The organism is Microbacterium sp. (assembly GCF_049661145.1).
In the GTDB taxonomy this organism is placed as follows: Bacteria; Actinomycetota; Actinomycetes; order Actinomycetales; family Microbacteriaceae; genus Microbacterium.
This window is the reverse complement of the sequence record NZ_JBASZT010000300.1, coordinates 1-9923: the sequence shown is the minus strand read 5'-3', so window position 1 is coordinate 9923 and position 9923 is coordinate 1. Positions and strand designations below refer to the sequence as shown.

The 9923-nt window shown below is 70.2% G+C and carries 10 protein-coding genes; 9 read left to right on the top strand and 1 reads right to left on the bottom strand.

What is annotated here, in order from left to right; translation table 11 throughout:
* Positions 1-1235, bottom strand: a 1235-nt coding sequence (locus WBP48_RS12735; protein WP_424440983.1) for an AfsR/SARP family transcriptional regulator, incomplete at its 3' end; no start/stop codon positions are given.
* Positions 1236-1324: 89 nt separating this feature from the next.
* Here WBP48_RS12735 and WBP48_RS12730 point away from each other — a divergent pair.
* From WBP48_RS12730 to WBP48_RS12690, 9 genes are all read left to right on the top strand, one after another.
* The gene (locus WBP48_RS12730) at positions 1325-2902 is read left to right on the top strand and encodes an ATP-binding SpoIIE family protein phosphatase (protein ID WP_424440981.1); all 1578 of its coding nucleotides are present in this window, start codon (positions 1325-1327) and stop codon (positions 2900-2902) included.
* Entirely contained in the window at positions 2899-3219 is a 321-nt protein-coding gene (locus tag WBP48_RS12725) for an STAS domain-containing protein (RefSeq protein WP_424440979.1), read from the top strand. The genes WBP48_RS12730 and WBP48_RS12725 overlap by 4 nt, the downstream gene beginning before the upstream one ends.
* Before the next feature lie 33 nt (positions 3220-3252).
* Positions 3253-3600: an STAS domain-containing protein gene (locus WBP48_RS12720; RefSeq protein WP_424440977.1), complete on the top strand. Its 348-nt coding sequence runs from the start codon at positions 3253-3255 to the stop codon at positions 3598-3600.
* Between the two features lie 10 nt (positions 3601-3610).
* On the top strand, positions 3611-4333 hold the full coding sequence (locus WBP48_RS12715) for a hypothetical protein (RefSeq protein ID WP_424440975.1): 723 nt from the start codon (positions 3611-3613) through the stop codon (positions 4331-4333).
* 7 nt (positions 4334-4340) lie between these two features.
* Positions 4341-5468 (top strand): hypothetical protein, encoded by a 1128-nt coding sequence (locus WBP48_RS12710; RefSeq protein WP_424440973.1) that lies wholly within the window; start codon positions 4341-4343, stop codon positions 5466-5468.
* A complete protein-coding gene (locus WBP48_RS12705; protein WP_424440971.1) occupies positions 5465-6721 on the top strand; it encodes a hypothetical protein in 1257 nt (418 codons plus the stop codon). The genes WBP48_RS12710 and WBP48_RS12705 overlap by 4 nt, the downstream gene beginning before the upstream one ends.
* Positions 6718-7845: a hypothetical protein gene (locus WBP48_RS12700; RefSeq protein ID WP_424440969.1), complete on the top strand. Its 1128-nt coding sequence runs from the start codon at positions 6718-6720 to the stop codon at positions 7843-7845. Before WBP48_RS12705 ends, WBP48_RS12700 begins: the two co-directional genes overlap by 4 nt.
* Positions 7842-8615, top strand: coding sequence for an alpha/beta fold hydrolase (locus WBP48_RS12695; protein ID WP_424440967.1), 774 nt, complete (start codon positions 7842-7844; stop codon positions 8613-8615). Before WBP48_RS12700 ends, WBP48_RS12695 begins: the two co-directional genes overlap by 4 nt.
* Positions 8612-9923: phytoene desaturase family protein (locus WBP48_RS12690; protein WP_424440965.1), on the top strand; the 1312-nt coding region annotated here is incomplete at its 3' end. The genes WBP48_RS12695 and WBP48_RS12690, both read left to right, overlap by 4 nt.

Below are 9923 nucleotides of genomic sequence, written 5' to 3'. Positions count from 1 at the left end.
GGCTGCGCCCCCGCGCGCACCGACAGCGCCTCGGCGGCACGGCCGTGCAGCAGGCGCAAACGCGCCAGCGGCAGCGTTCCCCCGACGACGGTCTGGACCAGCACGTGCGCGACCCGGACCGACTCGGCCTCGGTGACGGATGCCGCGACCGCGCCCGGCAGGGCGTTCCTCGCCGCCACGGGATCCACACCGGAGTCCGCCGCGGAGTCGGCCACCGCGCCCGATACCGCCAGCCCGGCACGCTCCGCCTCGATGATCGCCTGGGCCGTCTCGGCGACGGTGCGACCCGCGACCCGACGCAGCAGCTCGGCGTCGCTCTCACCGCCGAGCGCGACCAGCGCTTCGAGCACCTGCCGCGTCATCGCCCCCACGCCGGCCAGGCGTGACTCGACAGCATCCCGGAAATGCTCCACCTCGGCGGTTTCGTCCTCGAGTTCGGAACGCCGTACGGCAGCGGCTTCCTCGCTCCGCCCCTCGCTCCGGACAGGCACCGAGGCCGTCGTGACGCCACGTGACCGCGCCCCTCCGCGGCGCACCTCGTCGAGCAGTGCGCGGGTGGTCGGCAACGGCGCGATGCCGAGCTCGCTGTCGAGCACCTCGACAAGGCGCCGATACGCGGTGAAGGCTCCGGAACGATCGCCCTGCACTGCGAGCAGGCGGATCAGGTCCGCGTGCGCCGGCTCGGCCAGCGGATCTGCATCGACTCGGCGTCGGGCGTAACCGAGGGCATCCGCGAACCGCCCCGCGCGCTCGGCCTCGGTGACCAGCATGCCCAGCACGAGCGAGACGTCGTCGCGCAGACCAGCCGCTGTGGCGGCCTGCCACTGCTCGAACGGCGGCGCATCGCGCAGCGCGAACCCCTCGAGAAACCCCCCGCCGGCGGCACCGGCGGCGTCCGCCGCTCGTCGCCATCGTGCCGGATCGTCGGAGTCCACGTCGTCGCGGAACTCGGTCGCATCGCAACGGATGCCGGCGCGCGCAAGCGCGATGGTGTCACCGGCGACGACCAGCTGCGGGACGGCGCTCGCCGCGACCGACAGAGTGCGCCGCAGGACCGCACGCGCACGAACCCGATCGAGGTCTGGCCAGAGCAGCTCGCAGAGCGCATCCCTCGTCACCGGGCGCCCCGTGACGCTCACGTAAGCGAGCAGGGCCACGGCCTTGCGCGTGTCGAATCGCACGGCGACGCCGTCGGCGGACACCTGGGGCGCGCCGAACCAGCGCAGTTCGAGCATGACGCCACGGTAGCGCCCACCGTCACCGTTCGCACCCCGGCAGCGATAACCGTAACGCTGCCGGAACGCCGCTCTGCCACGCTCAGTGCATGTCTCGGGTCACGTCTACGTCCAGCCGCGCCGACCGGCGCACCGCGCGCCGCACCGCGCGGGCGGAACACACACCGATCGCTGAGCGCATCGCGATCGAGATCGACGCGGCCGATACCGTCCTCGACTACCTCGTCGGTGCCGCCGGCCCCGTGGAAGTCTCGGCGTTGCCGACGACACCGGCGACGGAGCGGATGCGAGCGCAAGGGGTCGCCCTGGTCGTCCCGCTCATCGCCAGCGGCGAGCTCGTCGGCATCCTTGCGCTCGGTCCACGACGCTCCGAGCGCGGCTACGCGCGCAGCGACCTGCGCCTGCTCGACGCCCTGGCGCGCTACGCCGCACCCGCCCTGCGGCTGGGTCAATTGATGCGCACGCAAGAGCAGCAGGCCCGGGACCGCGAGCGCATCGAGCAAGAGCTGCACGTGGCGCAGCTGATCCAGCAGCAGTTCCTTCCGACCGAGCTGCCGGACCTCGGCGGCTGGCACCTCGACGCCGTCTACCTTCCGGCGCGCACGGTGGGCGGCGACTTCTACGACGTCATCGATCTCGGCGCGGGGCGGGTGATGATCGTCACCGGCGACGTCACCGACAAGGGGGTGCCCGCAGCACTCGTCATGGCCAGCACCCACGCCTTGCTGCGCGCCGCCGCGGTGCAGGGCGTCGGTCCGGGCGAGGTGCTGCACCGTGTCAACAACCTGCTCGTGCCGCAGATCCCGGCGAACATGTTCGTCACGTGCCTCGCTCTCGTCCTCGACTTGGCCACAGGATCGATGACGTTCGCGAACGCCGGCCACAACCTTCCCTACATCCGCCGGCGGGACGGAGAAGTCGACCAGTTGTCGGCTCGCGGCATGCCGCTCGGGCTGCTGCCGGGCAGCCGTTACGACGAGGTGGCGACGACCGTCGCGCCGGGCGAACTGCTGCTGTTGTACAGCGACGGCATCACTGAACAACATGACGCGGTCGGCGAGATGTTCGACTATCCGCGCACCGAGGCCGTCGTGCGCGAGGCGACCGGCAGCAGCGACCTCGTGCGTCGGGTCACGGCGGCGCTCACGGCGTTCCAGGGTGAGGCGGAGCAGGAGGACGACATCACTCTCGTCGCGCTGCATCGGGGTGACTTCGGTGGCGACGAGCGCAGTGCCACTGCGACCGTGCGATTCGCCGTGCCGAGTGAGCTGGGCAACGAACGCGAAGTGATGGATCGGGTCGCGGCGGCGGTGGGATCGGCCCTGCCCGACGATCGACTCGACGCGCTGAAGACCGCGGTGAGCGAGACCGCGATGAACGCGATCGAGCACGGCAACCGTGCCAACCCGCGCCTCGACTGCGAAGTCGCCGTCCGGCGGACGGCCGAAGCGGTCGTCGTCGAGATCGGCGACTTCGGGCGCGGCCGCCAGTCCCCCGCCGACATCCCCGATCTCGACCTGAAACTCGCTGGCCTCCAGTCGGCGCGCGGCTGGGGACTGTTCCTCACCCGGAGCCTCGTCGATGACGTCGACGAACTCGCCGACGGCGATCGTCACATCGTGCGCCTCACCATGCGCACGACACTCCCAGAAGGGGACGCCCAATGAGCATCGAGACATCCACCGAGGTCATCGGCGACCGCGCGACGATCCGGATGACGGGCCGCGTCGACCGCGAGGCGCAAGCCGGCCTCGACGAGGCCTGGACGCAGGCGGCGTCCTCATCGCCGACCGACGTCGTGCTCGACTTCGCCGCCGTCGAATACATCAACTCCACGGGGATCGCCCTGATCGTCGGGTTGCTTTCTCGGGCCCGCGTCGCCGGCACCACGCTGCACGCGCGCGGCCTGACCCCGCACTACCGGCACATCTTCGAGATCACCCGCCTCAGCGACTTCATCGCCATCGACGAATCCGCTCGCTGACTCCCAGCGAGCCTAGACCGGAAGGAGAGTCCCATGCCTGTTCGTCCCGCCATCTTCACGACCACCGAGCTCGGCTCGGGCGCTGCCGCCCTGAGAATCGCCGGCGACATGACCAGCGCCTGCGAGCTGCCACTCATGACCGAACACGACCGATTGACGGATGCCGGGGCCACCCGCCTCATCCTCGACTTCGGCGCGCTCGACTACATGAACAGCGGCGGGATCGGCCTGCTCGTAACACTGCTCGTGCGGGCGCAGCGCCGCGGCCAGACAGTCGCCGCGGTCGGCCTGACCACGCACTACCGGCAGATTTTCCAGCTGACCCGACTCGACGAGGCGATCGGGCTGTATGACGACCTCGAGACGGCATTGAAGGTATGAGGTGGCCAAGATGAGCGGTGCGATGCCGGAGCCCCGGCCCACCGGCCCCGAAGACACCCGCCGCGTAGACGATGTCCACACGGAAGGGCGTTGGGCACAGCCGGTCGAGAGACTGCACGCAACCGGAGCACGCGACAAGGCGTTCAACCTCGAGGGCAAGCGCGTCGCCGGCCCGCACCAGGGGTTCGGCCGGCTGTGGGACCGCACCTTCACGATCGCGCTCGGCGACGCGATCACCCCCGAGGCGCTCGTCGCCGACTGGAAGGCGCACTTCGGCGAGTTCTGGCCGCGCGGCGCGGTGTTCCACTCGACGGCGACGATCCAGGCGGGCGACGTGACGCCTCTGACGACGGTCGGGCTGAGCACCGGCATCCTCGTCATGTACGAAGACGACACGTCGTTCTCGTACATCACGCCCGAGGGCCACATGTTCGGGGCGATGATCACCTTCTCCGCGGAGGAGGACGACGCCAGCGGCACGGTGGCGGAGATCCGGATGCTGCTGCGCCCGTACGACCCGGTGGTGCAGCTGATGTTCGGTTTCGGGGCGCGCAAAGAGGCCGAGCACTGGAAGCAGACGCTGCGCAATATCGCCGCCAAGCACGGCGTCACCGGGGTGGAGCCCACAGAGCGGTCGGTGTGCCTCGACCGACGGTTCATCTGGCGCAACTGGACGAACGTGTTCCGCGGCGTCGTCATCGGCAACGCAGTGCATGCGCTGAGACGGGGCTGAGGACGGGATGACGGTGACGGCAGGGGTCGGCAGGAGGATGGTGTGGCTGCGCCTTCTGCTGTGGGTGGGGGTCGCGGCGTACATCACCATTGCCACGGCGAGTCTCGTGTTGCTCGGCGAGCCGACACCGCTGATCGGATTCACCGGTTATCCCCTCGTCGGTGCGCTCATCCTCAGCACCCAACCGCGCAATGGCATGGGATGGCTGTTGTACGGCATGGGGCTGTCGATGATCGCTGGCACGGCGCTGAACCTGAGCGGGTCTCCCGCGGCCGAGGCGCTCGCCGGCTCGTTCGCCTGGCTGGGCTGGGGCGCGCTGCCGTTGTTCGCGCTGCTGTTCCCGTCCGGTCGCCCGCGGACCAGAGCAGGGCGGATGCTGCTGATCGCCTGCATCGTGCTGGTCGTGCTCGCGGCCGCCGCAATGCTCGTGCTCGACCGCCTCACGTCCGGGCGTGCGAACCCGTTTGCGGTGCCCCTCCTGCAGGATGCGGCTGCACTGTACATCGATGCCACCGTGATCGTTCCGTTCTTCGTGGTGCTCGTGGCTTCGGTGGTCGAGGTCGCCGTGCGCTGGACTCGTTCGAGCGGCTCGGAACGGCTTCAGTACAGATGGCTGTTCTTCGGGATCGGCGTGACGGTGCTCATCATGATCGGCACCGGACTCGGCGCCGCGCTCGTTCCCGACTCAACGGTGTTGCAGACGGCGCAGCAGTTCTCGGTCGTGGGCACGAACGCGATTCCGATCGCGATCTACATCGCTGTCAGTCGTCACGGGCTGTACGACATCGGGCGGGTCGTCTCGCGCACCATCGCGTACGCGCTCGTGCTACTGACGATCGTGGCGATCTACGCCGCGGTCGTCGTCGGCGTGGGGTCGCTCATGCCCGCCGACAACCCGCTGCCGGTCGCCGCGGCAACGCTCGTGGCGGCTGCCGCGTTTCTGCCGGTACTTCGCGTCGTGCAGCGCTGGCTCGACCGACGGTTCGACCGAGCGCGGTACAACGCCGAGCAGGTCGTCGACCGCTTCGGCGAGCGCCTGCAGACCGAGATCGACCCCGACGTCGCGGTGCCGGAACTCACCGGGGCGCTCGACCGGGCGCTGCAGCCGACCACGATCGGAGTGTGGGTGCGATGAGCGGCATCACGCGGAATGCAGCCGCTCCGTCGGCCGAGCGGCCGCGCTGGGCGTGGCTCGCGCACGTGGCCGGCGCGGTGTGCATCATCGGATCGGTGACGGCGATGTTCGTCCCCGCCGATCCGACTCAGCCACCACACGAAGCAACGTGGGGATCGCTCTACGCCACCATCGGGATCGGCGTGTTCTTTCTCGTCACCCTGTTCGGCGGATGGATGCTGGCGTGGCGACGGCCGCTCATCTCCCTCGGCTGGATCATGCTCGCGATACCGCTCACCTTCGCGATCCTGCCACCACTGCTTGTCGCCGGCGTCGCCCTCATCCCCGTGAACGAAGACCTCGCCGCCTGGTTCCTGCTCCTTGGTGGCGGCAACTCCGAGGCCAATATGGCGTGGGCGCTTCCGGTGGGCCTGCTCATGACGCAGCTTCCGCTGCGCTTTCCCACCGGTGAACCGCCCTCGCCGCGCTGGCGATGGTTCTCGTGGCTCACGGTCGTCGCGATCGCGTGGGCCATCGTGGCCGGCAGCACGTTCCCCGACGTCTCGACCGTCGGCTACGGCATCGCGAATCCGATCGTGCTGCCGTGGGGTGAGCTCGCGGGCCTGGCATATCTGCTGGTGTTCCTACCGCTCGGAGTTGCCATGGTGGGGTCCCTGGCATCGCTGTTCGTGCGATACCGGCACACAGACGCGATCGAGCGAGCTCAGTTGCGCTGGGTGTTCTTCGGCGCGGCCGTGCCGATCGTACTGTTGCTGACGAGTTGGGTCGGCAGCGCCACCGCGCCGACGGACGACTGGGTCCTCGCGCTGAGCACCGGAGTCGTCTCACTCAGCTACGCGTTCATCCCGGCATCCATCCTCGTCGCCGTCATGCGCTACGGGCTCTACTCCATCGACCGCATCATCTCCCGCGCGGTGTCGTACGCGATCGTCGTCATCGTGACGATCGGCATCTACGCGGGGCTCGTCGTCGGGCTGACGACACTGCTCCCGCGGCTGCCGTCGGTCGGGGTCGCGGTGGCGACCCTCGCCGCTGCCGCGGCGTTCCTGCCGCTGCTTCGCTGGGTGCGACGGGTCGTCGACCGCCGCTTCAACCGCTCGGCGTACGACGCGCAAACCGTCGTCGACGACTTCGGCCGCCACCTGCGCGACGGCGCGGACCCGCTCACAGCCGCGCCCGCACTGCTCGATGCCGTCGACGGCACGCTGCAACCGGCATCCGTCGGCCTGTGGGTCGCGAAAGGCGTGCAATGATCCGCCGCATCCTTATCTGGACACTCGTCGCGCTGTTCTTCGTGCTCGCCAGCCTGCCGATCTTGGTGGCGGCGGGCTCGAACTGGTACTGGGTCCTCACCGCGTGGAGCGGATTCCCGATCGTGGGCGCGGTCATTCTCACCGCACGCCCGCGCAACGGGGTCGGGCGTGTGCTCCTCGCCGTGGGCATGCTGTGGGGGTTGTACTGCGGGCTGTTCGTGTATGTCAGCCAAGCGGGCAGCTCCGCACCTCCGAGCATGACCGTCGTGACGAAACTCGTGGGGATGACGGTCTGGCCCCTCATCCCGCTCCTCGTGCTCGTCTTCCCGCGCGGACGCATCGAGACGCGCGCCGGACGCATCATCGCCTCTGCAACTGCAGCCGTCTTCGTCGCAGTCATCACCCTGACGGTCATCGACCCGGCGCCCGACGAGCTCACCGGTCAGGTCAGCCCCTGGGCGGTCTCGGCACTGCAACCGCTGGCAGATCTGCTGCTTCGCGGCAACGGTTTCCTGGTCATTCCGCTGCTGCTGGTGGTTTCTCTCCTCGAGCTCGGGGGGCGTTGGCGCCGCGCGGACGGTGCTGAACGCCTTCAGTTCCGGTGGTTCGCCTTCGGCGTCGGCATCGCCGCAGCAGCACTGGCGATCGGCCAAGTTCTTCCGGGCGACCAGCTGCCGCTGATCGTCAACATCCTGTTCTCCACCACGGTGAACGCGATCCCCGTCACAATCGGCATCGCGATCACGAGGTACGGGCTCTACGAGATCGGACGCGTCGTCTCGCGCACGGTATCGTACGTCGTCGTCACGGCCCTCGCCGTCGCGGTGTATGCGAGCGTCGTGACGTCGATCTCGCTGCTGCTCCCTCACCAGCCCGCGCTGCCGGTCGCGCTCGCAACACTCGCGGCGGCAGCCGCCTTCCTGCCCGCGCTGCGGTGGGTGCAGCACCGCCTCGACCGCGCCTTCGACCGCGAGCGCTACGACGCGCAACGCGTGGTCGAGGCATTCGGCGAGCACGTGCGCTCCGACGCCGACCCCGGCCGCGCCGCACCCGAGCTGCTGGAGTCGATCGACCGCACCCTGCAGCCCACGAGCGTCGGTGTGTGGACGAGGACGACACCATGACTTTTCCAGAGCCGGATGCCGAGGGTGTCGCCGTGCTGTGGCACTCCCTGCTGGTCGACGACCGGATGTGGGACGGGGTTGCACCGCACCTGGCCGCCACCCGCCGGCTCGTGCGGATCAGCGGTCCGGGGCACGTCGGCGGACCTCCGGCATCCCGGCACCTCTCGCTCGGCGACTGCGTCGCCCTCGCACTGCGCACCCTGGACGAGAGCGATGTACGCGGGCCCGTCGACTGGGTGGGCTCGGCGTGGGGCGGGCACGTCGGCATCCTCTTTGCGGCAACGCATCCCGAGCGCGTGCGCAGCCTCGTCGTGTGCAACGCGCCGTTGCGGCCACTCGCCCCGAAGGAGCGCGTGATGATGGCGGCCCTGCGCGGTGCATTCCGGGTGGTCGGTCCGCTGCCGCCGATCCGGCGGGTGATTGCCGAGAAGCTGCTGTCGCCGGCCTCACGCGCCGACCCCGCGGCCCGGGCGTACCTCGACGACTGCCTCGTGCGGGCCGATCGCACGGGCGTCGCTCGCGCGATCGGGGCGGTATCGCTACGGCGCCCCGACCTGGAACCGATGCTGCCGCGCATCGCCGCGCCCTCGCTGTGGGTGAACGCCGACGACGACGAGTTCTGGACCCCGGCGCAGTCAGCCGCGGTGACGGCGGCCCTGCCAGGAAGCCGCACTGTCACGGTGTCGTACACCCGTCACTTGACGCCGTTCGAGGCGCCGGAGGCTTCTGCCGCGCTCATCGGGGAGTTCTGGGCGGAGGCGAACGGATGAACGACACGGATGCCGTCGTGGTGGGCGCGGGGCTCAACGGCCTGGTCGCGGCGCTTGTGCTCGCCGGCGCCGGGCTTCGAGTGACGGTCGTCGAGGCGGCGGCACGCCCCGGCGGCGCTCTGCGCTCCGAGGAGTGCACGCTGCCTGGCTTCATCCACGACATCGGCGCCACCGTGCACGCCCTCGGGCTCGCCTCGCCCGCGCTGCGAGCGCTACGGAAGTCCTCCGGAAGCACCGAAACCGCGCGCTTCGTCCATCCGTCCATGCCGCTCGGTCATGCCGTCAACCCGGGGGCGTCCGTGCTCCTGCACCGGTCGCACCGGCACACCGCGACCGACCTCGGTCGCGACGGTGCCCGCTGGTCACGCACCGTCGGCAGTTTCGGCGCTCACTGGCCCGACCTTGCCGCATCCGTGCTCGACGTGACCCATCTGCCGCCGAGAGCCCCTCTCACCCTGGCGCGATTCGGGCTGTATGGCGCGCCGCCGGCGGCGCTGCTGGCCCGCGTCGTCTTTCAGGAGGAGCCCGCGCGCGCACTGTTCGCCGGCCTCGCGGCCCACTCGTTCCGGCCGCTGACCGCACCGGGATCGGCGGCGTTCGGCGTCGTGCTCGGCGCTCTCGCGCACGGCGTCGGTTGGCCCGTCGTCGAGGGCGGATCGGGTCGGCTCGTCGATGAGCTCGTCGCGCGCCTCCGCGCGCTCGGGGCTGAGGTCGTCACCGGCATGCGGGTCACCGACCTCGCCGAACTCCCGAGCGCGGAGATCACGATCCTCGACGTGGATGCCGGGCAGTTCGCGCGTATCGCAGGCGACCGACTGCCCTCGCGGTACCGACGACGGCTGCAGCGGTGGCGGTACGGTCCAGCCGCGTACAAGGTCGACTGGGCGCTGGACGGGCCGATCCCCTGGGCCGACCCGGCGCTCGCAGACGCCGGCACCGTCCATCTCGGCGGCGCGGCCGCGGAGGTCATCGCCTCCGAGGCGGCCGTTGCGGGCGGGAGAGTATCGTCCGAGCCGTACGTCCTGCTCGTGCAGGCCACCGTCGCCGACCCGTCGCGAGCTCCGGCCGGCAAGCACACCGGGTGGGCGTACATTCACGTGCCGAACGGGTGGACCGGCGACGCCACCGCCCTCATCGAGTCACGCATCGAGCACTTCGCACCCGGGTTTCGCGACCGCATCCTGGCGCGGCACGTCTGGACGCCGGCGGCGCTGGAGGCGTGGGATGCCGCCCTCGTCGGCGGCGACATCGGCGGCGGCACGAACGACCTGTGGCAGCTGCTGGCGCGCCCGCGGCTCTCGACGACGC

What these genes read in the sequence shown, in the direction of transcription:
- WBP48_RS12730 (WP_424440981.1), top strand. Translation starts at nt 1,325, where the DNA reads ATGTCTCGGGTCACGTCTACGTCCAGCCGCGCCGACCGGCGCACCGCG.
- WBP48_RS12725 (WP_424440979.1), top strand. Translation starts at nt 2,899, where the DNA reads ATGAGCATCGAGACATCCACCGAGGTCATCGGCGACCGCGCGACGATC.
- WBP48_RS12720 (WP_424440977.1), top strand. Translation starts at nt 3,253, where the DNA reads ATGCCTGTTCGTCCCGCCATCTTCACGACCACCGAGCTCGGCTCGGGC.
- WBP48_RS12715 (WP_424440975.1), top strand. Translation starts at nt 3,611, where the DNA reads ATGAGCGGTGCGATGCCGGAGCCCCGGCCCACCGGCCCCGAAGACACC.
- WBP48_RS12710 (WP_424440973.1), top strand. Translation starts at nt 4,341, where the DNA reads ATGACGGTGACGGCAGGGGTCGGCAGGAGGATGGTGTGGCTGCGCCTT.
- WBP48_RS12705 (WP_424440971.1), top strand. Translation starts at nt 5,465, where the DNA reads ATGAGCGGCATCACGCGGAATGCAGCCGCTCCGTCGGCCGAGCGGCCG.
- WBP48_RS12700 (WP_424440969.1), top strand. Translation starts at nt 6,718, where the DNA reads ATGATCCGCCGCATCCTTATCTGGACACTCGTCGCGCTGTTCTTCGTG.
- WBP48_RS12695 (WP_424440967.1), top strand. Translation starts at nt 7,842, where the DNA reads ATGACTTTTCCAGAGCCGGATGCCGAGGGTGTCGCCGTGCTGTGGCAC.